This is a genomic window from Duganella paludis, assembly GCF_054461335.1.
Genome location: NZ_CM136922.1, coordinates 3,879,836 through 3,903,993, shown reverse-complemented (window position 1 = coordinate 3,903,993; position 24,158 = coordinate 3,879,836). Strand labels below are relative to the sequence as shown.

Sequence of the window (24,158 nt, the reverse complement as noted above, 5' to 3'; positions counted from 1 at the left end):
CCGGGGACTAGCTTCCGTCCCCGGCAGTTTTTTTGAAAGCAGTGCATGCATTCTTTCTCCCGCAATCTGCGACAACGCGCCGCCATCACCCTGGCCGGCCTGCTGCTGTTCGCGTTTGCCAGCCTGGTTTTCTCGGGCATGACCGGTTCGGTCGCCATTCCTCTTTCCGATATTCCTCCGGCGCTCAACGAGCTGCTGCACGGCCAGGCCTCGACGCTGGCCGCCACCCTGCTTGACTTGCGTGTCAGCCGCGCGGTCTCCGCCTTCGTCACCGGCGCCGCGCTGTCGCTGGCCGGCGTGATGATGCAGGCGCTGTTGCGCAATCCCCTGGCCGATCCTTATGTGCTTGGCCTGTCGGCCGGCGCCTCCGTCGGCGCGCTGGCCGCGCTGCTGTTCATGTGCGCCGCCTGGATGGTCGATGCCGCCGCTTTCGGCGGCGCGGTCGCCGTCTCCATGATGTTGTATGTGCTGGCCCGGCGCGACCTGCGCGGAGGCACGGCGGCCGAAGGCGGCACCTCGCTGTTGCTGCTGACCGGCGCCATCCTGTCCTCCGCCTGCATGGCGCTGGTGACGCTGATGCTGTCCATCGCCCCCGAGAGCCGCCTGCGCAGCATGGTGTTCTGGATGATCGGCGACCTGTCCGGCACCCAGGTGCGCTGGCTGCCGTGGATCGTGCTGTTCGCCGCGCTGGCCTTCGCGCTGCGCAGCGCCCGCGCCATGAACGTGATGGCGCTGCACGCGGAAGCCGCCGCCACGCTGGGCATCCGCGTCGGCGCGCTGCGCAAGGGCCTGTTCTTCGTCTCCGGCCTGCTGACCGCCAGCGCCGTCACCAGCGCCGGCAGCATCGGCTTCGTTGGCCTGATCGTGCCGCATGCCTGCCGCTTCGCGGTCGGTCCCGACCACCGCATCCTGATTCCGGCCGCCACACTGGCCGGCGGCACCTTCCTGCTGCTGGCCGACACGCTGGCCCGCACCGCCATCGCGCCGCAACAGCTGCCGGTGGGCGTGGTGACCGCGCTGATCGGCGCGCCTGTCTTCCTGTATCAACTGCACCGCCTGCGCAAATGACGATGATCGGCACACACAAACTGTATCTGAGCGTCGGCCAGCGCCAGCTGGTGTCGGACCTCGACTGGCAAGTGAACGCCGGCGAATGCTGGAGCATCATCGGCCGCAACGGCGCCGGCAAGAGCACGCTGATGCGCGCACTGGCCGGACTGCGCGAGCCGGAAGCCGGGCACGTGACGCTGAACGGCCGCGCGCTGCCCGAATGGCCGCTGGCCGAACTGGCACGCCAGCGCGCCTTCCTGGCGCAAAGCCGCAGCGACGCCTTCGCCTACAGCGTGATCGAAACCGTGCTGTCGGCACGCCATCCCTATCACGACAACCGCTACTGGGAAGACAGCGACGACCACGCGATCGCCGTCAAATCGCTGGAAGCGATGGAAGTGGCCGACCTGTCCGCGCGCGACGTGCGCACCTTGTCCGGCGGCGAGCGCCAGCGCGTGGCCATTGCCGCCATGCTGGCACAGGACACCCCGTTGCTGCTGCTCGACGAGCCGGCCAACGCCCTGGACCTGGCGCACCAGGTCAGCGTGATGAGCATCCTGGCGCGGCTATGCCGCGAGCAGGGCAAGACCGCCGTCATGATCGGCCACGACCTGACGCTGGCGCACAGCGTCTCCACCCATGCGCTGCTGCTGAAGGGCGACGGCCGCTGGCTGGCCGGCGCCACGGCCGACGTGATGCAGGCCGATATCCTCAGCGATTATCTCGGCCACCCGATTGAAGTCATCCAGCACGGCAAGCGCAGCATCTTTATCCCCAACCAGGAAACCTAATGAGCGACGATATCAACGAACGTCACCGCGTGCGCATGGAGCGCAAGAAGGCCATCATCGACGCCAAGATCGCCGCTGCCGACAAGCAGATCGGCATCATCATCGTCAACACCGGCAACGGCAAGGGCAAGAGCTCCAGCGGTTTCGGCATGGCGATCCGCGCCATGGGGCACGGCATGAAGGTGGGCGTGGTGCAGTTCATCAAGGGCGCGATGCAAACCGGCGAGGAACGCTTCCTGCGCCGCTTCCCGGAAGAGATCAGCTTCCACGCCATGGGCGAGGGCTACACCTGGGAGACCCAGAACCGCGAGCGCGATATCGCCAAGGCGCAGCTGGCGTGGGAACAGGCCAAGCTGTTTTTAGCCGATCCGGAAATCGGGCTGGTGGTGTTCGATGAGCTGAACATCGCCCTGAAATACAAATATCTGGACGTGGAAACCGTCATCAACGACCTGCTGGCGCGTCCGCCCATGCAGCACGTGGTGATCACCGGCCGTGGCGCCCCGCCTGAGCTGATCGAGATCGCCGACACCGTGACGGAGATGGAAGTGGTCAAGCACGCCTTCAAGGCCGGCATCGGCGCGCAAGCGGGGACCGAATGGTAAAGGCGCTGCTGGTTGCCGCCGTCTCCTCCGGACAGGGCAAGACCACCGTCACCGCCGCGCTGGCGCGCAAGCTGGTCCGCCTGGGCAAGCGCGTTCGCGTGTTCAAGTGCGGTCCTGACTTCATCGACCCGATGCTGCTGGAACGCGCCAGCGGTGCGTCGGTGCGCTCGCTCGATCTGTGGATGGTCGGCAAAGAGCTGTGCAGCCAACAGCTGGCGCAGGCGGCGGCCGAAGCGGATGTGATCCTGATCGAAGGCGTGATGGGACTGTACGACGGTACGCCCTCCTCGGCCGACCTGGCGCGCGAATTCGGCGTGCCGGTGATGGCGGTGATCGACGCCTCCGCCATGGCGCAAACCGCCGGCGCGCTGGTGCACGGCCTGCGCGACTACGGCCCGGTGGAGATGGCCGGCGTGATCGCCAACCGGGTCGCCAGCGAAGGCCATGCGAAGATGGTGGCCTCCTCGCTGCGCGACATTCCGCTGTTCGCGACCTTGCCGCGCCAGGCCAGGTCACTGCCGGAACGTCATCTCGGGCTAGTGCTGCCGGATGAAGTGCAGGATATCGATGCGCTGCTGGACCAATTGGCCGACCAGCTGGCGTTCGACCAGGAAGCCTGGGATCATCTGCGCGACGTGCACATCGAGACACCGCCGGCCGCCCCTGCGCAGGAAGCGCTGCTGGCCGGGAAAACCATCGCCATCGCGCGCGACCCGGCCTTCATGTTCCTCTACCCGGCCAACCTGGATACGCTGCGCGCACTCGGCGCGACGCTGAAGTTCTTCTCGCCGCTGGCCGATGAAGCCGTGCCGACCGACGCCGACGCGGTGTACCTGCCCGGCGGTTATCCCGAGCTGCACGCAGAAGCGCTGTCGCAAGCCGCCAACTGGAACGCCTCGATCCGCGCCGCCCACGCCGGAGGCACGCCCATCGTGGCCGAATGCGGCGGCATGATGGCGCTGGCCGATACCCTGGCCGACAAAGCTGGTGCGGTGTGGCAGATGGCCGGGCTGCTGCCGGGGGCCGTCTCCATGCAGGCGCGCCTGGCCGGTCTCGGTTCGCAGGGTCTGCCGACGGCGCAGGGCGTCCTGCGCGGCCACACCTTCCACTACTCCAAACTGGCGACCACGCTGGAACCTGCCGCGTACACCATCAAGCATCCCTCCGCTATACAGGGCGAGGCCTGGTATCGCGCGGGGTCGTTATCGGCGTCGTATTTCCACGCCTACTTTGCATCCAATCCGGCGGCAAGCGCCGCCCTGTTCTTGAGGAGTGCGACATGACACGAACACTGGTGCTGGGCGGAGCGCGTTCCGGCAAAAGCGCCTACGCCGAACGCCTGGCCGCCGACTCGGGCAAGGAAGTGGTCTACATCGCCACCGCCACGCCGGGCGACGAGGAAATGGCGGCGCGCATCGCGCATCACCGCGCCGGCCGTCCCCATGAATGGATTACGGTCGAAGAGCCGCTGGCACTGGGCAACCAGCTGCTGCGCTGGTCCTCGCCGGAACGCCTGATCATGGTCGACTGCCTGACGCTCTGGCTCAGCAACCTGCTGTTCAGCGGTGGCCAGGAATATCCGGACGTCGGCGAGATCGTGTTGCCGGCGCTGTTCCATGAGCAGCAGGACATGCTGGCCAGCGCATTGACCAAATGCACCAGCGACGTGGTGCTGGTGTCGAACGAAGTCGGCCTGGGCATCATGCCGATGGGCGCCGTCTCGCGCTGCTTCATGGATGAACAGGGACGCCTGAACCAGTCGGTCGCCGCCATCTGCGACCGCGCGGTGTTTGTCGCCGCCGGCCTGCCGCTGGTGTTAAAAGGCGCGCCGTGCTAAGTGGTCTAAGCTTCCCCGCCATCGCCCTGCTGATGGCGGCCGGCGTGCTGCTGGACCTGTGGTGGGGCGAGGTGCGCCGCTGGCATCCGCTGGTCGGCTTTGGCAATCTGGCGATTGCGCTGGAGCGCCGCTTCAACCAAGGCAGTCTGCGTTTCGCGCGCGGCGTGCTGGCGTGGGTGCTGGCCGTGCTGCCGCTGACCGCCATTGCCGCGCTGCTGATCTGGGCCATGACGCTGCTGATCCCCGCAGCAGCGGCAGCAACGACGGCGGCACTGCATGCGCTCATGCTGTACTTCTGCCTCGGCCTGCGCAGCCTGCGCGACCACAACCTGCCCATCGCCGACGCGCTGGCGCAAAACGATTTGCCGAATGCCCGCCTGCTGACCTCCCGCATCGTCAGCCGCGATACCACCAGCGCCAGCGAAATAGAACTGACCAAGGCCAGCGCAGAATCGCTGCTGGAAAACGGCAACGACGCCGTCTTCGGCACACTATTCTGGTTCATGATCGCCGGCGGTCCCGGCGCGGTGTTGTTCCGCATGGCGAACACGCTGGATGCGATGTGGGGCTACCGCACCCCGCGCCTGCTGCAATTCGGCTGCGCGGCTGCGCGCATCGACGATGCCCTGAACTACCTGCCGGCCCGCCTGACCGCGCTGTCCTACGTCCTGCTGGCGCCCGGCCTTGAAGGCAAGCGCCGCGCGTGGCAATGCTGGCGCGCGCAAGCGCCGGCATGGGACAGCCCGAACGCCGGCCCCGTGATGTCCAGCGGCGCCGGCGCGCTCGGCGTGCAGCTGGGCGGCGCCGCCATCTACCACGGCGAACTTGAACAACGCCCGACGCTGGGTGCGGGCCGGCCGGCCACCGGTGCGGATATCAACCGCGCGTGGCGGCTGGTGATGCGCACCACCGCGCTCTGGATCGCGGTCGCCTGCACCGTCGCGGCATTCATGGAGATAGCACATGCTTGAACACGGCGGTAATCTGCGCGACGCCGCAAAGCGCTTCGGCCGCGACGACTGGATCGACCTTTCGACCGGCATCAACCCGCGCTGGTATCCAGCGCCCGCGCTGGACGGCAACGCGTGGCACCGTCTGCCGGAACCCGATCCCGCGTTGCTGGCGGCGGCCGAAGCTTTCTACGACGCGCCCCACATGCTGCCGGTGGCCGGCACGCAGGCCGCCATACAAGCCTTGCCTCGCTTGCGCAAGCCGTCACGCGTGGCGGTAAGCGCGCCCTCGTATGCGGAACACGCACACCACTGGGCCGGCCACGGCCACACCTTGACGCTCACGCCATACGACCAGCTGGACCACGCCGTCGAACACAACGACGTGGTGGTGGTGGTCAATCCTAACAATCCCACCGGCGCGGTAGTGCCGGCGGCGCAGTTGCTGCAATGGGCGGCTCAGTTGGCCGCGCGCGGCGGCTGGCTGGTGGTGGACGAAGCCTTCGGCGACACCGAACAGCACAACAGCGTGGCGGCGCACACGGCGCATCCCGGCCTGATCGTTCTGCGCTCGGTCGGCAAGTTCTTCGGCCTGGCCGGCATCCGGCTCGGCTTTGTCGCCGCGCACGCGGACCTGCTGCGCGAACTGGCCGACCAGCTCGGACCTTGGACCATCAGCGGCCCGGCGCAGCAGATCGCCCTGTCCGCGCTGAACGACCAGGCGTGGCAGGCCAGCACCCGCACGCAATTGCAAGCAAGCGGCGAACGCCTGCACGCCCTGCTTGCCGCGCACGGCATCAACTCCAGCGGCACGCCGCTGTTCCAGTGGTGGGCCGAGCCGCAGGCGGAACAATTCTGGCAGCACATGGCGGAACGCGGCATCTGGGTACGACTCTTTACGCAAGCCGCACGCGGCATCCGCCTTGGCCTGCCGCCGGACGAAGCAAGCTGGCAGCGCCTGCACACAGCACTCACGGAATGGACCAACAAATGAAAAATACCATCATCGCCGCAGCATTGCTGGCTTCAGTCACCTCCGTCACCGCAGCCGGCGCCGCCCCCATCACCGTGCGCGACGACGACGGCAATGTCGTCACGCTGCAAAAGCCTGCCCAGCGCGTCATCGCCATGGCTCCGCATGTCACTGAGCTGCTGTTCACGGCCGGCGCGGGCGACAAGATCGTCGGCGCGGTCACCTACAGCGACTACCCGGAAGCCGCAAAGAAAATCCCGCGTGTCGGCGACAACCGCCTGATCGACCTGGAACGTGTGGCCGCCATGAAGCCCGACCTGATCGTGATCTGGCTGCACGGCGGCTTCGAACGCCAGATCGAAGCCCTGCGCAAGCTTGGCATCCCGCTCTACCACAGCGAACCGACCAAGCTTGAAGGCATCGCCGAAAACGTCGAACGCCTGGGCCAGTTGATGGGCACCGACACCGTCGCCAACGCCGCCGCCGCCGACATCCGCCAGCAATTCGCCAGCATGGCGAAACAGTATTCCGCCCGCCCACCGGTGCGCCTGTTCTACCAGGTGTGGGACAAGCCGCTCTACACCCTGAACGGCAAATCCATTGTCAGCGACGCCATCCGCCTGTGCGGCGGCGTCAACATCTTCGCCGACCAGAAAGTCACCGCGCCGATCATCAGCATGGAAGCGGTGCTGCAGGCGAATCCCGAAGCCATCTTCGGCACCAGCGAAAAAGACTACGGCAGCGTCGACCTGTGGAAGCCTTACGCCACGCTGCTGGCGGTGAAGAACGAGAACCTGTTCCGCCTGCAGGGCGACCTGCTCAACCGCGCCGGCCCGCGCATGGTGGTCGGCACCAAGGCCCTGTGCGAAAAAATCGAAGAAGCCCGCCAGCACCGCAAGAACTGATATGTCATTCCCCTACACTACCCTCATGGTGCAAGGCACCACTTCGGACGCAGGCAAGAGCACCATCGTTGCCGCCCTGTGCCGCCTCCTCAAGCGGCAGGGCGTGCGCGTGGTCCCGTTCAAGCCGCAGAACATGGCGCTCAACAGCGCCGTCACGGCGGACGGCGGCGAGATCGGCCGCGCCCAGGCGCTGCAAGCCATCGCCGCCGGCGTGCCGCCGCACACCGACATGAACCCGGTCCTGCTCAAGCCATCGAGCGACATCGGCGCGCAAGTCATCATCCACGGCAAGGTGCGCGCCGAAATGAACGCGCGCGACTACCACCAGTACAAGACCATCGCCATGCAGGCGGTGCTGGAATCGCACGAACGACTGCTGAACCAATACGAATGCGTGGTGGTGGAAGGCGCCGGCAGCCCTGCCGAAATCAACCTGCGCGACCGCGACATCGCCAACATGGGCTTCGCCGAAAAAGTCGATTGCCCGGTGGTGCTGGTGGCTGACATCGACCGTGGCGGCGTGTTCGCCCACATCGTCGGCACGCTGTCATGCCTGTCGGAGAGCGAACGCGCGCGCACCATCGGCTTCGTCATCAACCGCTTTCGGGGCGACATCAAGCTGCTGGAGCCGGGCCTGGAATGGCTGGAGCAGCAAACCGGCAAGCCGGTGCTGGCGGTGCTACCCTACCTGCACGGCCTGTTCCTCGACGCCGAGGATGCGGTACAACCGGTGCAAGCCTCGCGCGGCGCCTTCCGCGTGGTGGTTCCCAGTCTGCCGCGCATGAGCAACCACACCGACTTCGATGCGCTGCGCGCGCATCCCGACGTCGACCTGCACTTCGTGCGCCAGGGCGAACCGATACCTGCGGCCGACCTGATCATCCTCCCCGGCAGCAAGAACACGCGCGGCGACCTGGAATGGCTGCGCGCCCAAGGCTGGCCGGAACAGATCGCGCGCCACCTGCGCTACGGCGGCAAGGTGATTGGCGTATGCGGCGGCTTCCAGATGCTGGGACAAAGCGTGACCGACCCGCTGGGCATGGAAGGCAAGGCCGGCGCATCGCCAGCCCTCGGCCTGCTCGACATGTGCACCGAAATGAGCCCGGACAAACGCCTGATGCAGGTGCAGGGCGTATGTGCCTTCGATCCGGACCAGGCGCCGGTGATCGGCTACGAAATCCATATGGGCGTATCCACCGGCGGCGCGCTCGCCAACCCAGCCTTCATCATCGACGGCCGTCCCGAAGGCGCCATGTCGGCGGACGGCCAGATCCTCGGCACCTACCTGCATGGCCTGTTCGATACGCCGCAAGCCATCAGCGCCCTGCTGCGCTGGGCCGACCTGAACTCGGACAACACGGTGGACACCTCCGCCCTGCGCGAAGCCAGCCTGGATCGCATCGCCGACGCCACCCAGCCGCTGCTGGACGCGCTGATCGCACTCAAACCGCAGCAAGCATCAGCATGAACCAGCACGCCTACACGGACGCCGAAATCGCCGGCGTCTACCGCGCCATCCGCGAACGCCGCGACGTGCGCCACTTCAAGCGCGGCCCGCTCGAACCGGGCCAGCTGGAACGCTTCCTCGGCGCCGCCCACAACGGTCCGAGCGTCGGCTACATGCAGCCGTGGCGCTTCGTCCGCATCACCGACGTCTCACTGCGCGCCAGCATCCACCAGCACGTGAATGAAGAACGCATCAAGACCGCCGAAGCGCTGGGCCAGCGCGCGGAAGAGTTCATGAAGCTCAAGGTGGAAGGCATACTGCAATGCGCGGAAGTGCTGGTGGTAGGCCTGACCGACAAGCGCGACCAATACGTCTTCGGCCGCCGCACCATGCCGGAGATGGACTTGGCCTCCGCCGCCTGCGCGCTGCAGAACTTCTGGCTGGCCGCGCGCGCCGAAGGCATAGGCGCAGGCTGGGTATCGATGTTCGATCCGCAGTGCCTGCGCGACATCGTCGGCATGCCGGAAGGCAGCCAGCCTATCGCCGTGCTATGCGTGGGCCAGGTCCACGAGTTCTATACCGCGCCCATGCTGGAACTGGAAAAGTGGGACCAGCGCCGCCCGCTCGACGAAATCCTGTTCGAAAACCGCTGGGACCAGCCGCCCCAGGCCAAGGCAGGCTAACTGCCCTGGCATTCCTCGATGCGCCGATTGCCCGGCCCCGGCAGCACACGCAGGCTGCGCTCCGTGGCCGCCGTGAACTCGTGCTTGAACACCGTATCGACAAAGCGCCAGTCGCAACGCACCTGCTCATGGCTGGCGGTGACGATCATGTATCCACGCTTGCTGGTCTGCGCGTAGTACAGCGGCTCGATCAGGTCCACCATCATGCCCGCCACGTCCTCCGGATCACGGTCTGGATACTTCCCTTCCATGCCGGGCGACGACACCGACGCCGTCGCAAACTCCACGCCGGCCTGCCGGCCCTGCGCATCGCGCAGATCGCTGGCCCAGGCGTTGTGCGTATCACCAGCCAGCACCACCAGGTTCTTGCGGTGCTTCTGCATCATCTCGAACACCTGCTCGCGGTCGGCCTGATAGCCGTCCCACGAATCCAGGTAGCACGGCAAGGTCTGCGCCGACAGCCAGCCCTGCTCCTTCGGCGTAACGCACGACGGATCGGCGGCGGCGCGCTTCTTCAGCGCGGAATAAGCGGTACTGCTGCATTCGCCCATCACCACGGCGGTGGGAAACTCCATGCGCGCCATCAGCACCTGCTGGCCCAGCATCTGCCAACGCGCGGTCGAGCGGCTCACCTGCCCCTCCAGCCACGCCATCTGCTCGCGGCCCAGCATCTGCCGGCGCGACGAGCACACATCCTGTTTGTACTTCTCCGCGTCGAAGTGCCGGTGTTCGTCGTAATAAGAGGACAGCATCAACTGCTGGTCGCGGCCGATCAGGCGCGTATCCAGCATATGCAGCGAGACGATGCCGCCGAAATCGAAGGAGCGATAGATCTTGTCCGGCGACGCCATATCCGGCACGCGGATCGGCATCCACTCGTGATAGGCGGCCAACGCCGCCAGCTTGCGCAGCTCGAATGGACCATCCCTGCCCGGCTTGTGATCGACGGAGCCGTCGCGCCAGGTGTCGTCGGCGATTTCGTGGTCGTCCCACACGGCGATGAAGGGCATGGCCGCATGCACGGCCTGCAGATCGGGATCGGAGCGGTACTGCGCGTAGCGGCGGCGATAGTCCTCGAGGTGCAGCAGCACGCCGCGCGGTTCCGACACGCGGCCCAAAGCCTCCGCGTTGCCGCTGGCGTAGCCGGTACTTTCGTATTCGTAGAGGTAGTCGCCGATATGCAGCGCGGCGTCGATGCCATCCTGGCGCGCGGCGTCGGCGTAGACGTTGAAGTACCCGGCCGGATAATTCGAGCAGGAGAACACCGCCAGCCGCACTTGCCTGGCATCGCCACGCGCCAGCGTCTTGGTGCGACCGACCACCGACTTCTCGCCGTCCACCGCAAACTGGTAATAGTAGACATGCCCCGGCAGCAGCCCGGCGGGATCGACCTTGACGGTGTAGTCCTGCCGCGCCGAAGTGGCCACGCTGCCGTGCGCGATCACCTGCCGCATGGCCGGATCGGTCGCCAACTGCCAGCGCACCATGATGTCGCCGGCGTCGCCGCTGCCCTGCGGCGGCGTCACCCGCGTCCACAGGATCACGCGGTCGGCGAGCGGATCACCGCTGGCCACGCCGTGGCGGAAACCTGCCGTCGTCGCAACTGTGCTGTCGCCCATGCCGCCAGCGGTACTGGTGCAACCGGCCACGCCCAGCAGCGCGGTCGACGCGGCCATGTGGCGAATAAAAGTGCGGCGTCCTTCCATGATGTTCTCCCTCCTGGCATGGCGATGACCGGACCTTACGCCCGGTAAGTGACACGCCTATGACCGTTCGGTTTGTTTTGTGTGACAATCTCTCTATGAATGCCGACGCCGCCAAACGCTACCTGCCCTGGGTAGTCGCCACCACCCTGTTCATGGAACAGCTGGATTCCACCGTGGTCAACACCGCCATCCCCGCGATGGCGGCCAGCCTGCAAGTCACGCCACTGAGCCTGAAGGCGGTGGTCACCAGCTACATCCTCAGCCTCGCCGTCTCGATTCCGATCAGCGGCTGGATGGCGGACCGCTTCGGCACGCGCCGCGTGTTCATGACGGCCATCGCCATCTTTACCATCGCCTCGGTGCTGTGTGGGCTGGCGATCAATTCGCCGATGCTGGTGGCGGCGCGGCTGCTGCAGGGATTCGGCGCGGCGATGATGATGCCGGTCGGGCGCATCGCCATCATCCGCACCTTCCCCAAGCACGAACTGCTGGCGGCCATGAACTTCGTCATCATCCCGGCGCTGATCGGCCCTTTGCTCGGCCCCACCGTGGGCGGCCTGATCGTGCACTGGCTGACCTGGCGCGACATCTTCTTCATCAACGTGCCGGTGGGACTGGCGGCCATCTTCCTCGCCCACCGCTACATGCCGGACTACCACGGCGACGCGCCCCGGCCGCTGGACCTGATCGGCTTTGTGCTGTTCGGTACCGGCGTGGCGCTGCTCTCATGGCTGCTGGAGGTATTCGGTGAACACAAGCTCGACGTGACCTCGGCCTCGGTGCTGCTGTTTATTTCGATCGCGCTGCTGACGGCGTATGTGTGGCACGCCAAGGATGCGCGTTTCCCGCTGCTGCGGCTGTCGCTGTTCAAGATCCGCACCTTTCGCGTCTCGGTGCTGGGCGGCTTCGTCACGCGCATCGGCGTCGGCGGTCTGCCCTTCCTGCTGCCGCTGCTGTACCAGCTGGGCCTCGGCCTGCCTGCCTGGCAATCGGGCCTGCTGATGATGCCGTCCGCCGCTGCGGCCATGGGCATGAAAGTGATTTCGTCGCGGGTGCTGGCGCGCTTCGGCTATCGCCAGGTGCTGACCGTGAACACGCTGCTGATCGGCGCCACCATCAGCATGTTCGCATTCGTAAGGGAAGGCACGCCGCTGTACGTGATCGTGGCGATCAGCCTGTGCCTGGGCTTTTTCAATTCGCTGCAGTTCTCCAGCATGAACAGCATCGCCTACGCGGACGTGGACAGCAGCAATTCCAGCATGGCCAGCACCATGGCCAGCTCGATGCAGCAGTTGTCGATGAGTTTCGGCCTGGCCGCCGGCTCGCTAGTGACCGGCTGGTTCCTCGGCGACCTGCCGCAGTCGAACCGCGTGGCGCTGACCTCCGCGCTGCACTACGCCTTCATCACGCTGGCGGTCCTCACCGTGCTATCGGCGTTCACCTTCCGCACCCTGCGCAAGACCGACGGCGAAACCATCAGCCAGGCTAAACGTCCGGACGAATCAGTAGCCGATTGACGTAGGGATCGAGCTCCAGCGGCCCGTCGTAGCGCTCCGGCGTGTAGCGATAGGCATAGCTGGGCAGCAGCGAATACTGGATCTGCAACATCAGGCGCGGATACAGGGACGGCGCGGTGCCCTTGTGAATACCGGCCGTATCGACCGCAAAGCAGAAGCCGCGCGTGCCGATGGCGGTCAGCAGCATGTCGGCGCTGTGCGCACCGGTGATTTCGCTGTCGCTATAGAAGCGCAGACGCACCGGCGCCCGCGTCAGATGGCTGCCGTGCAGATACACATGCGGCCCGGCGCCATCATCCACGTCGGTCAGGTAGACCAGCACCTTCAGGTAGCGCCAGTCTTCGGAATCGCGGTGGAAGGCCTGCAAGGCGCTGCTGTCCCCCGCCACCGGAAACGACCAGCGCAGGCCCAACGCGGAGATGGTCGGCTTGCAATCCATGTAGCGCGCCGCCAAACCCAGCAATTCCGGACTGTTGGCCAGCGCCAGAATGTGCGGACAGGAAATCACGTCGCGCAGATGATAATCGGCCACGCGCACCGCGTCCTTGCGCTGCGCCAGCGTAAAGCCGGGCCGGTCCTGATCGCGGTCGATCAGCAATTTATCGCTGAGCCAGTCGCGGATGTCGTCGCATTGCGCACTGTTCAGCAAGTTGCCGAGCGGCGCATAGCCGCTGAGGCGTAAATCGAGCAAAGCTGCTTCTTCGGCGGGGGTGGCCGCAGTCAGCTCCCGGCCCGAGCCCTGGCGCAGCCGCAACGCCGCGCTCAGCGCGCGCACCACGAGCCGCCGCAGCGACGGGCGCGTCACCAGGCGCTGGCTGTAATACAACAGGCTGTGGAGCGGGGCAAAACTGCGGCCGGGTTTCAGCTGCGCATATTCCATCGGGCTTTCCTCCCAGAGTCACCTCTGAGAAGGTAACAATCCGGGAGTCGGTCCGCTTTGATGTAGCCTAAACCTTGGTGCGACGGCGTGCGATTGCGCCGACCAGCGCCAAGCCGGCAAACAGCATGGCGTAGGTCGACGGCTCCGGCACGGCGGCCAACACCTTGGTGTAGGTGCCGTCGAAAGCGTAGCTCGCGCCCTGGCCGTTGATGTGGGTTGCGCCCAACAACACCAGGAAGCCGGCGTCGGCCGAATAGTCGCCGAGCAGGCGGAAGGCGTAGGCGCCGGCCCCGGCTTCAGTGAAGGTCAGCGTTTTACCGTCAGTCACGGCGCCGAGGGCGCCAAAGGTCAGCGCCGAGCCGCCCAGTAGCACCGACGAATCGCCGCTCAGCGTCAGGCTGGCGAAGGTCTGGCCATCGGCACCGGCGTTGGTCAGGCGCAGGGTGCCGCCGTTGAGGATCAGCGCACTGTCGGCGGACAGGCGTTGCGCGCCGTCCAGCGTCAGCATGCCGCCGCTCAGTTGGGTGGCGCCGCCGTAGCTGCTCACTCCGGAAAAGCGCACGTCGCCGCTCTGCACTTCCACCTTGCTGAAGTTGGAGATCGCGCCGGCGTAGCTGAAGCCGTTGCCTGCGCCGGGCGCAAACACCAGGGTATTCTGACTGCCGCTGCCGCCGTTGATGCTGCCGCTGATCGTGCCGCCGGTGACGGTCACGCTGTTGACGCCGCTGCCCAGTTCGATCGCCTTGCCGCTGCTGGAACCATTGATGGTGCCGCCGGTCACGATCACCGTATTGTCGACAACCGTCTTGATGGCGGCGTTGACGCTGCCGCCGCCGATGATGCTGGCGCCGGCGTTGTTGTAGATGGTCACCACATGGCCGCTGGCCGCGCCCACGGTAACGATGGCCGAATCGCTCTGGCCGTAGATCAAGCCGCCGCTCTGGTTGGTGATGGTGGCGTCGGCGTACAAGCCTTGACGGGTGCCGGCCAGCGGGCCGCTTTCGATGTCGATGCCGGCCAGCGTGATGCCACGTCCGACGGCGGTGGTATTGCCCGCGCTGACCAGGCCTTCAATCGTGCCGGAGTTGGTGATGGAGCCGCCGCCCACGCTGATGCCTTCGCTGAAAGCCAGGCTACTGGCAGTGCCGACCGCATTCAGCGAACGGATGAAGCCGGTATTGGTAATATTGGCGATGCCGTCCGCATCGATGCCGTCGCCGTCGCCGGTGCCGCCAAAGCCACTGATTAGACCGTGATTGATGATGGTGGCGGTCTGCTTGGCGTTGACGCCGTCCAGATTGATGCCGGAACCGTTCAGGCCGCGAATCTCGCCGCCGGCGCTATTGGTTACGCTGATCTTGAAGTTGGTCGCCGCATCGGCCTACTCGCCGGTGATGCCGTGGCGGCCGCCTTCGATCCAGCCGCCGGCCAGGTTGAAAATCTGTACGCCGGTATTCTTTTGCGCATCGACGCCGTCGCTGCCGCTGCCATTGATCTTGTCGACGATATTCGAGCGGATCTTGCCGCTGTTGTTCACCACGCCATTGAGGCCGGGACGCACCGCATCGGCATCGGTGGCTTTCAGCAGGCCGGTGCTGAAATTGTTGACGACGTTGGCGCCGGTCACGGCGTTGAAATCCACCGCCTGGGCGCCGCCCGCGCTGGCGTTCAGCGAAATCAGGGAACCGTAGTTGTTCAGCTCGACGGTGGCGTCGGCTTTGTTCATCTGGATCACATCGGCATCGGCGGCCTGCAGCAGCGCGGTGCTGTTGCTTGCGCTGCCGTTGTTGATGACCAGCTTCTTCGCGCCGACATTGTCGCGGATCACGCGGCCGGCGCCGGTTTGCTGGATCGTGCCCAGATTGTTCAGCGTGGTGTTGCTGCCGCCGATGGTCACGGCGATGGCGCTGGCCCCGCTCACGCTCAGGCTGCCGGTGGCGGTGACATTGCCGGTCTGGCTAGCGTTCAGCGTTTGCGCGGCGCTGCTGTTGCCGGTGATGGTGAAATCCGCTGCACTGGCAGCGCCCATGGACGCTGCCAGCAGCAGGAATTGAATGGCGGAAGATGATTTCGGCAGTGCGATCGGCATGGTGGTGTCCCCTTGTCGTTATGAGCAAACGATTAATATCCCATAACCGTATGACAAGCTTATGACACCACCATGACGCTACATCACATCAGAACGCGGTCAACGCTTTGCCGAACTTGATCAGCCACAAGCGGCTTGGACGCTCCGAATCCGCGCCGCGTGCCACGCGGATGCTGTTGGCGGCGTTGCAGCCGGCCGCAGTACTGGTGATGATCACACCGTTGGCGTCGATATTGCACTTGGTGACATCGGCATCCTCGATCGCCTTGCCGTTGGCGTCGTACACCTTGGTCTTCATGCCGAAGTCGTTGTCATTGGCCAGCGCCAGGGTGTTGGCGTCAACGATGGTCAAGCCTTCCGCCTTCTCGGCCAGCCAGCCGATGGCGTTCAGGTCCAGCAGCAAGGTTTTCTTCAGCGTGGTGACCGTTTTCCAGTCGGCGCCGTTGACCGCCACGCCGCCCATGCTGCTCTTTTCCAGGTCGGAAGTCGTGGCGTTGAAGGCGGTTGCCGAAATATCGGTGGCCGTGCCGATCTCGATCAGCATCAGCTTGTTGAATACCTTGCCGTTTGGCGCGGCGCCCTGCTCGATCACGATGAACTTACCGTTGCCCAGCGCGACCACATCGCCGAGCTTGGCATTGCCGGTACGGCCATCCTGGTAATCGGCGCCGTCCAGCGGGTACGCGTACATCTTGCCGGCCTTGCCGGTGGTTGGATCGAACTCGGTCCAGCGGGTGAAGCGCGCAAAGCGTTCGATCTGCTCGCTCTTGCCGGTGACAGAGTACGGCGCGCTGCCATCGGTCAGCGGGCTTTGCAGGAAACCGTGCAGCTTGTCGGTGGTGGTATCCAGCGCCAGGCCTTCCATTCCGCGATTGGCGCGACGTTTCAGGAAGATGTCCGGCAGGCCGGTGCCCGGCGCGTACTTGTTCAAAATGATGCCGGTGGCGGGATCGATCTTCATGATGAACGGACCGTACTCGTCCGAGACCCACAGCACGTTACGCTTCTTATCGACGACGATGGCTTCAGTATCGATGCCGTTGGCGTCAAACGTGGCTTTACTGTTGGCGTCGTACTTCATCGCATCCATCACCGGCACTTCAGCCGAATTGCCCACCGCGCCAGGAGGCACGGCCAGGCCGCTGGTCTTCACCGTGGCCGACGCCTTGATCGGCGTGGACGAGGACAGCACCGCGCCGGACTTGCCGACGGTGATCACGCCGAACGCCGGCGCGAAGCTCGGCGACGGGAAAATCTTGGCGCCGATCACACCGGCGCCGGTCAGCGCCGGCAGGTTGGGACCGTCGCCGTTCGGGCCGCGATCGGTCAGGCCGTAGAACTCCAGCTCGCCATTGGCATTGGTGCCCTTGAAGGCGATCGAGGAACCGTAGGATGGCAGGAAACCTTGCGGGAAGTCTTCCTTCACTTTGGCATTCGCGCCTTCGTAAGGGATGTAATAGCTGGCGGCGGCCTGCACCTGATAGCGGGTTACCGTCACAGACACTGCGCCCAGCGGCGTGGTCTGGTTGAAGGTTTCGTTGACCGGTGTGCCGACCTTGGAAGCCAGCGTGTCTTCGAAGTGTTCGCGCACCAGCGCGCGGCGGCTGTCGTCGACGCTGCGGGCGGCGTACTTGGCGCCGGCGGCGGTCAGGTTGGCGCCGAGGGCGGTGTTGAAGACGTCGGCGGCGGTGTTGAAGTCGGCGGTTTTGGTGGCCAGCGCGGTTTTGACATCGGCGTTGAGCTTGATGCCGTTCGAAGGATCGCTGTCGTCATCCAGCAGTTGCAGGGCCAGCAGGCGGTTAACCACTTTGGCATCCTTGACGTCGGTGACGCCGGCCAGTTGCAGCGGCGTGATGGTGGCGGCGCAAGCGGCGCTGCCCAGCGCGATGCCGCCAATGCTGAAGCTGACGGTATCGCCGGCGTAGCAGGTGAATTCGCCCTTGGCGCTGGTGCTGGCTTTGGCGGCGGTACCGGCCACGTAGTCCAGGTTTTCCACCGCGCCGTCCAGGAAGACGCCGCTCATCGGCGTCTTGACCACTTCGGGCGCGCTATCGCTACCGCCGCAACCGGCCAAGACGGAAAATACGGCGAGCGACACCAAGGAGAATTTTTTCATGTTGACTTGTCCCTAATATTTGAAAAGGGACAAGCTTAACGAGGCGGCGTTACATGTTGATGACAGAACGCAAAAAGGCCCGTTCACATTGAACGGGCCTTCTCACTTAATAACTAGCTTGACGATAACCTACTTTCACACTGGTTGCAGCACTATCATCGGCGTAGAGTCGTTTCACGGTCCTGTTCGGGATGGGAAGGGGTGGGACCGACTTACTATGGTCATCAAGCTTTGACTTGTATGCTCTGGCGCCAACGGCGCCACAGCGAATCTGGAAGAAGTAAAGTTGGGGTAGCACACTCATCATCAGAGTAAATGCGTATAACCGTCAAGGTTATAGGGACAAGCCTTACGGGCAATTAGTATCAGTTAGCTTAATGCATTACTGCACTTCCACACCTGACCTATCAACGTCCTGGTCTCGAACGACCCTTCAAAGAGCTCAAGGCTCTGGGAAATCTCATCTCAAGGCAAGTTTCCCGCTTAGATGCTTTCAGCGGTTATCTCTTCCGAACTTAGCTACCCGGCAATGCCACTGGCGTGACAACCGGTACACCAGAGGTTCGTCCACTCCGGTCCTCTCGTACTAGGAGCAGCCCCCTTCAAATTTCCAACGCCCACGGCAGATAGGGACCAAACTGTCTCACGACGTTTTAAACCCAGCTCACGTACCACTTTAAATGGCGAACAGCCATACCCTTGGGACCGGCTACAGCCCCAGGATGTGATGAGCCGACATCGAGGTGCCAAACTCCCCCGTCGATATGAACTCTTGGGAGGAATCAGCCTGTTATCCCCAGAGTACCTTTTATCCGTTGAGCGATGGCCCTTCCATACAGAACCACCGGATCACTATGTCCTACTTTCGTACCTGCTCGACTTGTCGGTCTCGCAGTTAAGCACGCTTATGCCATTGCACTATCATCACGATGTCCGACCGTAATTAGCGTACCTTCGAACTCCTCCGTTACACTTTAGGAGGAGACCGCCCCAGTCAAACTGCCTACCATGCACTGTCCCCGATCCGGATAACGGACCAAGGTTAGAACCTCAAACAAACCAGGGTGGTATTTCAAGGTTGGCTCCACAGAAACTGGCGTTCCTGCTTCAAAGCCTCCCACCTATCCTACACAGATTGGTTCAAAGTCCAATGCAAAGCTACAGTAAAGGTTCATGGGGTCTTTCCGTCTAGCCGCGGGTAGATTGCATCATCACAAACATTTCAACTTCGCTGAGTCTCGGGAGGAGACAGTGTGGCCATCGTTACGCCATTCGTGCAGGTCGGAACTTACCCGACAAGGAATTTCGCTACCTTAGGACCGTTATAGTTACGGCCGCCGTTTACTGGGACTTCAATCAAGAGCTTGCACCCCATCATTTAATCTTCCAGCACCGGGCAGGCGTCACACCCTATACGTCCACTTTCGTGTTTGCAGAGTGCTGTGTTTTTATTAAACAGTCGCAGCCACCATTTTATTGCAACCTTTTCGCCCTATCACAGTAAAGTGACCAAGCTACCGAGGCGTACCTTTTCCCGAAGTTACGGTACCAATTTGCCGAGTTCCTTCTCCCGAGTTCTCTCAAGCGCCTTAGAATACTCATCTCGCCCACCTGTGTCGGTTTGCGGTACGGTCTCGTATGACTGAAGCTTAGAGGCTTTTCTTGGAACCACTTCCGATTGCTACGTGCACAAGTGCACTCGTCCCACTCCCTTGAATTACGCGCCCGGATTTGCCTAAGCGCCTTCTATGAAGCAGAAACTGACTATTCCAACAGTCAGACAACCTTCCGCGATCCGTCCCCCCATCGCATCATACGACGGTGCAGGAATATTAACCTGCTTCCCATCAGCTACGCATCTCTGCCTCGCCTTAGGGGCCGACTCACCCTGCTCCGATGAACGTTGAACAGGAAACCTTGGGCTTACGGCGTGGGGGCTTTTCACCCCCATTATCGCTACTCATGTCAGCATTCGCACTTCTGATACCTCCAGCATCCTTTACAAGACACCTTCGCAGGCTTACAGAACGCTCTCCTACCATATGCTTACGCATATCCGCAGCTTCGGTGACTGGCTTAGCCCCGTTACATCTTCCGCGCAGGACGACTCGATCAGTGAGCTATTACGCTTTCTTTAAATGATGGCTGCTTCTAAGCCAACATCCTGACTGTTTTAGCCTTCCCACTTCGTTTTCCACTTAGCCAATCTTTGGGACCTTAGCTGGCGGTCTGGGTTGTTTCCCTCTTGACGCCGGACGTTAGCACCCGACGTCTGTCTCCCAAGCTCGCACTCATCGGTATTCGGAGTTTGCAATGGTTTGGTAAGTCGCGATGACCCCCTAGCCATAACAGTGCTCTACCCCCGATGGTGATACTTGAGGCACTACCTAAATAGTTTTCGGAGAGAACCAGCTATTTCCAAGTTTGTTTAGCCTTTCACCCCTACCCACAGCTCATCCCCTAATTTTTCAACATTAGTGGGTTCGGACCTCCAGTGCGTGTTACCGCACCTTCATCCTGGCCATGAGTAGATCACTTGGTTTCGGGTCTACACCCAGCGACTATCGCCCTGTTCGGACTCGATTTCTCTACGGCTTCCCTATTCGGTTAACCTTGCCACTGAATGTAAGTCGCTGACCCATTATACAAAAGGTACGCAGTCACCCCACGAAGAGGCTCCTACTGTTTGTATGCACACGGTTTCAGGATCTATTTCACTCCCCTCCCGGGGTTCTTTTCGCCTTTCCCTCACGGTACTGGTTCACTATCGGTCGATTACGAGTATTTAGCCTTGGAGGATGGTCCCCCCATATTCAGACAGGATTTCTCGTGTCCCGCCCTACTTGTCGCACGCTTAGTACCACCGGTCTGATTTCATGTACGGGGCTATCACCCGCTATGGCTGCCATTTCCAGAGCATTCCATTATCAGTCCGACTATCACGTGCAGGCTCTTCCCATTTCGCTCGCCACTACTTTGGGAATCTCGGTTGATTTCTTTTCCTGCAGCTACTTAGATGTTTCAGTTCGCCGCGTTCGCTTCGTACACCTATGTATTCAGTGTACGATGACCTAAAAGGCCGGGTTTCCCCATTCGGAAATCTGCGGATCAAAGCTTGTTTGCTAGCTCCCCGCAGCTTATCGCAAGCTACTACGTCCTTCATCGCCTGTAATCGCCAAGGCATCCACCATGTGCACTTATTCACTTGTCCCTATAACCTTGACGGCTATAGTCTAAGCATTTACTACTTTGTGATGATGAGTTTTACTACCCAAGCATGTATCTGTCGATACACGCTTAATAAAACTTTACTTCTTCCAGATTGTTAAAGAACGTTACAGCAGATAAGTGTGAGCGCTTAGTAGTGATTCCGAAGAATCCTGCAAACTCTAGAAAGGAGGTGATCCAGCCGCACCTTCCGATACGGCTACCTTGTTACGACTTCACCCCAGTCACGAATCCTACCGTGGTAAGCGCCCTCCTTGCGGTTAAGCTACCTACTTCTGGTAAAACCCGCTCCCATGGTGTGACGGGCGGTGTGTACAAGACCCGGGAACGTATTCACCGCGACATGCTGATCCGCGATTACTAGCGATTCCAACTTCATGCAGTCGAGTTGCAGACTACAATCCGGACTACGATACACTTTCTGGGATTAGCTCCCCCTCGCGGGTTGGCGGCCCTCTGTATGTACCATTGTATGACGTGTGAAGCCCTACCCATAAGGGCCATGAGGACTTGACGTCATCCCCACCTTCCTCCGGTTTGTCACCGGCAGTCTCATTAGAGTGCTCTTTCGTAGCAACTAATGACAAGGGTTGCGCTCGTTGCGGGACTTAACCCAACATCTCACGACACGAGCTGACGACAGCCATGCAGCACCTGTGTAATGGTTCCCTTTCGGGCACTTCCAAATCTCTCCGGAATTCCATCCATGTCAAGGGTAGGTAAGGTTTTTCGCGTTGCATCGAATTAATCCACATCATCCACCGCTTGTGCGGGTCCCCGTCAATTCCTTTGAGTTTTAATCTTGCGACCGTACTCCCCAGGCGGTCTACTTCACGCGTTAGCTGCGTTACCAAGTCAATTAAGACCCGACAACTAGTAGACATCGTTTAGGGCGTGGACTACCAGGGTATCTAATCCTGTTTGCTCCCCACGCTTTCGTGCATGAGCGTCAGTTTTGACCCAGGGGGCTGCCTTCGCCATCGGTGTTCCTCCACATATCTACGCATTTCACTGCTACACGTGGAATTCTACCCCCCTCTGCCAAACTCTAGCCTTGCAGTCTCCATTGCCATTCCCAGGTTGAGCCCGGGGATTTCACAACAGACTTACAAAACCGCCTGCGCACGCTTTACGCCCAGTAATTCCGATTAACGCTTGCACCCTACGTATTACCGCGGCTGCTGGCACGTAGTTAGCCGGTGCTTATTCTTCAGGTACCGTCATGAGCCACGGGTATTATCCGTAACCTTTTCTTCCCTGACAAAAGAGCTTTACAACCCGAAGGCCTTCTTCACTCACGCGGCATTGCTGGATCAGGCTTGCGCCCATTGTCCAAAATTCCCCACTGCTGCCTCCCGTAGGAGTCTGGACCGTGTCTCAGTTCCAGTGTGGCTGGTCGTCCTCTCAGACCAGCTACTGATCGATGCCTTGGTAGGCTTTTACCCTACCAACTAGCTAATCAGATATCGGCCGCTCCAGGAGCACAAGGCCTTGCGGTCCCCTGCTTTCATCCTTGGATCGTATGCGGTATTAGCGTAACTTTCGCTACGTTATCCCCCACTCTTGGGTACGTTCCGATATATTACTCACCCGTTCGCCACTCGCCACCAGGTTGCCCCGTGCTGCCGTTCGACTTGCATGTGTAAGGCATGCCGCCAGCGTTCAATCTGAGCCAGGATCAAACTCTTTAGTTTAATCTCTGTTTTATGACCATTTCTGGCCATGGTTCGCTCACTCAAAATACTGACAGTATTTCTACTGAATATTTCTTTGTTGAGCATTTAATGCTTTTTGTTGCAGCACTAAACGCCCACACTTATCAACTGTATATTTTTAAAGATCATCTTGTGTTGCTAGCTGAAGAAGCGTTTTGTTCATCAGCGAAGAGGCAAGATTATGAAGTGTTTCAAACATTTCGTCAAGCTCTTCTTTTTCTCGCTAACTTCACATTTACATGTGTTGTCTTGCGAGGGACAGAATCATACCAAGGGGAATCTGGTTTGGCAAGGCCTGAATTTCAGGCGTTGTTGATCACCACATCGACGCGCTTGTGCACATCTTCTGCGAAGGCCAGGAACTCGCGCATTTCCTCGGGCTGGTTCACGTCCAGCGCATACCATTCGGCCGAGCCGCCGGCCTTGCGGATTTCGGTCACCAGCGCATGCAACTTGCTGGAGCGGCGCGCGCCCAGCACCACATGGTGTCCCTCGCCGGCCAGCTGGCGCGCGGTCGCCGGACCGCTACCCCGGCTGGCGCCGGCAATCAGAATAACTTTGCGATGGGTTTGATTCATGATGCCGTCCTTTCAAAGCCATTAACACGAGGCTGCATCTTACGGAATTAGCGCTATGCTGCGAATGCACATGCCTATGTAGTTCTTGCCTAATCCTATGGATCGCAGCAGCAAGCATAGCGAAGCAGGCGGGAATCATGGATCATTCCTATTCCTCACCACAATCAACAAGGAGTGAAGCGTGGAACGCATGATTGCCCTGCACAACCAGCTGGCACGTACCGACGGCTATACCGAAACGCTGGTCGACGACGTGCGCCTGACACGCTCGACGCAAAGCGCCACCAAGTCGCCCGCCATGTACGATCCGTGCATCGCCATAGCCCTGCAGGGCCGCAAGCGCACCTACTTCGGCAACGACATTCTGCAGTTCGACGCCGACCACTATCTGGTGGTCGCCGTGCCGATGCCGTTCACCGCCACCACGGAGGCGTCGGAAGAAAATCCTTTCCTGGGTATTTCGATCCGCGTCGACCGCACCACACTGGCCGACCTGATGTTCGCCATCGATCAAACCGACAACGAAGTGCCGGCCATGCCCAAGGGGATGATGACCACGCGCATGGATGAACGCCTGCGCAACACCGTGCAGCGCCTGCTGGAAACACTGAACTCACCACTGGAGGCGCGCGTGCTGGGACCGGGCATCGTGAGGGAGATCTGCTATCGCGTGCTGATGGGCGAACAAGGCGCGGCCATGCGCGCGGCGCTGACCAGCCAGGGCCAGTTCGGTCGCATCGCCAAGGCCTTGCGCCGCATCCACGCAGATTATGCGGCCGACATCGACGTCGGCATGCTGGCTGCGGAAGCCAATATGAGCGTGCCGGCCTTCCACGTCCACTTCAAATCGGTGACGCACTGCTCGCCGATTCAATACCTGAAATCGGCGCGGCTGCACCAGGCGCGGTTGCTGATGGCGCGCAGCGACATCACGGCGCAATCGGCCTCGGCGCAGGTGGGCTATGAAAGCCCGTCGCAGTTCAGCCGCGAGTTCAAGCGCTACTTCGGCCGCAGCCCGAGCGAGGAAGTGCACGCCATGCGCCGCTTCCTGACCGTGCAGCCGGCCGAGCCATCAAGATTGCTGTAGC

Annotated in this window: 18 protein-coding genes and 3 rRNA genes; 12 read left to right on the top strand and 9 right to left on the bottom strand. The window is 62.1% G+C overall.

All coding sequences use genetic code 11. The features are described 5' to 3' along the window. Nucleotides 1-45 precede the first annotated feature (45 nt). Genes ACXZ1M_RS17240 through bluB form a run of 10 tightly spaced genes read left to right on the top strand, consistent with a single transcriptional unit; the run spans nucleotide 46 to nucleotide 9,241 of the window. The gene (locus ACXZ1M_RS17240; protein ID WP_459048884.1) at nucleotides 46-1,068 is read left to right on the top strand and encodes a FecCD family ABC transporter permease; all 1,023 of its coding nucleotides are present in this window, start codon (nucleotides 46-48) and stop codon (nucleotides 1,066-1,068) included. Between the two features lie 2 nt (nucleotides 1,069-1,070). Beyond that, complete coding sequence (locus ACXZ1M_RS17235; RefSeq protein ID WP_459048883.1) at nucleotides 1,071-1,841, top strand: ABC transporter ATP-binding protein; 771 nt, start codon at nucleotides 1,071-1,073, stop codon at nucleotides 1,839-1,841. Then, the gene (gene cobO / locus ACXZ1M_RS17230) at nucleotides 1,841-2,446 is read left to right on the top strand and encodes a cob(I)yrinic acid a,c-diamide adenosyltransferase (protein WP_459048882.1); all 606 of its coding nucleotides are present in this window, start codon (nucleotides 1,841-1,843) and stop codon (nucleotides 2,444-2,446) included. Before ACXZ1M_RS17235 ends, cobO begins: the two co-directional genes overlap by 1 nt. Continuing rightward, a complete protein-coding gene (locus ACXZ1M_RS17225; protein ID WP_459048881.1) occupies nucleotides 2,440-3,729 on the top strand; it encodes a cobyrinate a,c-diamide synthase in 1,290 nt (429 codons plus the stop codon). The genes cobO and ACXZ1M_RS17225 overlap by 7 nt, the downstream gene beginning before the upstream one ends. Then, on the top strand, nucleotides 3,726-4,283 hold the full coding sequence (gene cobU, locus ACXZ1M_RS17220) for a bifunctional adenosylcobinamide kinase/adenosylcobinamide-phosphate guanylyltransferase (RefSeq protein ID WP_459048880.1): 558 nt from the start codon (nucleotides 3,726-3,728) through the stop codon (nucleotides 4,281-4,283). Before ACXZ1M_RS17225 ends, cobU begins: the two co-directional genes overlap by 4 nt. After that, entirely contained in the window at nucleotides 4,277-5,254 is a 978-nt protein-coding gene (locus tag ACXZ1M_RS17215; protein WP_459048879.1) for a CobD/CbiB family cobalamin biosynthesis protein, read from the top strand. The genes cobU and ACXZ1M_RS17215 overlap by 7 nt, the downstream gene beginning before the upstream one ends. Further along, the gene (cobD, locus tag ACXZ1M_RS17210) at nucleotides 5,247-6,227 is read left to right on the top strand and encodes a threonine-phosphate decarboxylase CobD (RefSeq protein ID WP_459048878.1); all 981 of its coding nucleotides are present in this window, start codon (nucleotides 5,247-5,249) and stop codon (nucleotides 6,225-6,227) included. Before ACXZ1M_RS17215 ends, cobD begins: the two co-directional genes overlap by 8 nt. Next, complete coding sequence (locus ACXZ1M_RS17205; RefSeq protein ID WP_459048877.1) at nucleotides 6,224-7,111, top strand: cobalamin-binding protein; 888 nt, start codon at nucleotides 6,224-6,226, stop codon at nucleotides 7,109-7,111. The genes cobD and ACXZ1M_RS17205 overlap by 4 nt, the downstream gene beginning before the upstream one ends. 1 nt (nucleotide 7,112) lies before the next feature. After that, complete coding sequence (locus ACXZ1M_RS17200) at nucleotides 7,113-8,579, top strand: cobyric acid synthase (RefSeq protein ID WP_459048876.1); 1,467 nt, start codon at nucleotides 7,113-7,115, stop codon at nucleotides 8,577-8,579. After that, nucleotides 8,576-9,241: a 5,6-dimethylbenzimidazole synthase gene (gene bluB, locus ACXZ1M_RS17195; protein ID WP_459048875.1), complete on the top strand. Its 666-nt coding sequence runs from the start codon at nucleotides 8,576-8,578 to the stop codon at nucleotides 9,239-9,241. Before ACXZ1M_RS17200 ends, bluB begins: the two co-directional genes overlap by 4 nt. Here the strand turns inward: bluB and ACXZ1M_RS17190 are convergent. After that, nucleotides 9,238-10,947, bottom strand: coding sequence for an alkaline phosphatase D family protein (locus ACXZ1M_RS17190; protein WP_459048874.1), 1,710 nt, complete (start codon nucleotides 10,945-10,947; stop codon nucleotides 9,238-9,240). The two genes, bluB and ACXZ1M_RS17190, sit on opposite strands and share 4 nt — an antisense overlap. Nucleotides 10,948-11,042: 95 nt before the next feature. Between ACXZ1M_RS17190 and ACXZ1M_RS17185 the strand changes: the two genes are divergently transcribed. After that, nucleotides 11,043-12,464 (top strand): DHA2 family efflux MFS transporter permease subunit, encoded by a 1,422-nt coding sequence (locus ACXZ1M_RS17185; protein ID WP_459048873.1) that lies wholly within the window; start codon nucleotides 11,043-11,045, stop codon nucleotides 12,462-12,464. Here ACXZ1M_RS17185 and ACXZ1M_RS17180 read toward each other — a convergent pair. The 8 genes from ACXZ1M_RS17180 to ACXZ1M_RS17145 form a co-directional block, all read right to left on the bottom strand. Next, nucleotides 12,433-13,344, bottom strand: a complete 912-nt coding sequence (locus ACXZ1M_RS17180) for a phytanoyl-CoA dioxygenase family protein (RefSeq protein WP_459048872.1) — start codon at nucleotides 13,342-13,344, stop codon at nucleotides 12,433-12,435. The two genes, ACXZ1M_RS17185 and ACXZ1M_RS17180, sit on opposite strands and share 32 nt — an antisense overlap. Nucleotides 13,345-13,411: 67 nt before the next feature. Continuing rightward, the gene (locus tag ACXZ1M_RS17175) at nucleotides 13,412-14,452 is read right to left on the bottom strand and encodes an FxDxF family PEP-CTERM protein (RefSeq protein WP_459048871.1); all 1,041 of its coding nucleotides are present in this window, start codon (nucleotides 14,450-14,452) and stop codon (nucleotides 13,412-13,414) included. Nucleotides 14,453-14,725: 273 nt separating this feature from the next. Beyond that, nucleotides 14,726-15,433, bottom strand: a complete 708-nt coding sequence (locus tag ACXZ1M_RS17170) for a hypothetical protein (RefSeq protein ID WP_459048870.1) — start codon at nucleotides 15,431-15,433, stop codon at nucleotides 14,726-14,728. 88 nt (nucleotides 15,434-15,521) lie between these two features. Beyond that, the gene (locus tag ACXZ1M_RS17165; RefSeq protein ID WP_459048869.1) at nucleotides 15,522-17,549 is read right to left on the bottom strand and encodes an esterase-like activity of phytase family protein; all 2,028 of its coding nucleotides are present in this window, start codon (nucleotides 17,547-17,549) and stop codon (nucleotides 15,522-15,524) included. A 116-nt stretch (nucleotides 17,550-17,665) separates the two neighbouring features. Continuing rightward, a 5S ribosomal RNA gene (gene rrf, locus ACXZ1M_RS17160) occupies nucleotides 17,666-17,778 on the bottom strand. Nucleotides 17,779-17,887: 109 nt separating this feature from the next. After that, nucleotides 17,888-20,760, bottom strand: a 23S ribosomal RNA gene (locus ACXZ1M_RS17155). Between the two features lie 182 nt (nucleotides 20,761-20,942). Continuing rightward, a 16S ribosomal RNA gene (locus tag ACXZ1M_RS17150) occupies nucleotides 20,943-22,471 on the bottom strand. Together the 16S, 23S and 5S rRNA genes form the textbook arrangement of a ribosomal RNA operon. Before the next feature lie 323 nt (nucleotides 22,472-22,794). After that, complete coding sequence (locus ACXZ1M_RS17145; RefSeq protein WP_459048868.1) at nucleotides 22,795-23,070, bottom strand: SDR family NAD(P)-dependent oxidoreductase; 276 nt, start codon at nucleotides 23,068-23,070, stop codon at nucleotides 22,795-22,797. 190 nt (nucleotides 23,071-23,260) lie between these two features. Between ACXZ1M_RS17145 and ACXZ1M_RS17140 the strand changes: the two genes are divergently transcribed. Next, entirely contained in the window at nucleotides 23,261-24,157 is an 897-nt protein-coding gene (locus ACXZ1M_RS17140) for an AraC family transcriptional regulator (protein ID WP_459054033.1), read from the top strand. Nucleotide 24,158: the final 1 nt, after the last annotated feature.